Below are 318 nucleotides of genomic sequence, written 5' to 3'. Positions count from 1 at the left end.
GAAGCTTATCGCAGCTTATCGCGTCCTTCATCGGCTCCTAGTGCCAAGGCATCCGCCCTGCACCCTTAATAACTTGACCAGTTAAAAAGGTTTGATAGATTAGAAGCTATCAACTTCGATAATTTTTTAAAGTTATCAACTTCATATATTACAAATTAGATGTCATATCACTAAATATATATGCAGTTTTCAAAGTGCTAACGCACAGCGCCAACAAACAAACTTCACATGCGTTCAGTTTATACTGTTGCTCAAAGTGCTAATTGAGTATTCGTAAAAACGAACCCTCAAAATTAAACAGTAGGCAATTCTCCTTAG

General features: G+C 37.1%; 1 rRNA gene. It reads right to left on the bottom strand.

The window, feature by feature from the left end:
• Positions 1–79, bottom strand: a 23S ribosomal RNA gene (locus tag IC213_RS20740); the annotation flags it as partial.
• Between the last annotated feature and the right edge of the window lie 239 nt (positions 80–318).

It is taken from the genome of Clostridioides sp. ES-S-0049-02 (assembly GCF_020658465.1).
GTDB lineage: Bacteria > Bacillota > Clostridia > Peptostreptococcales > Peptostreptococcaceae > Clostridioides.
This window is presented reverse-complemented; position numbering and strand designations above follow the sequence as displayed.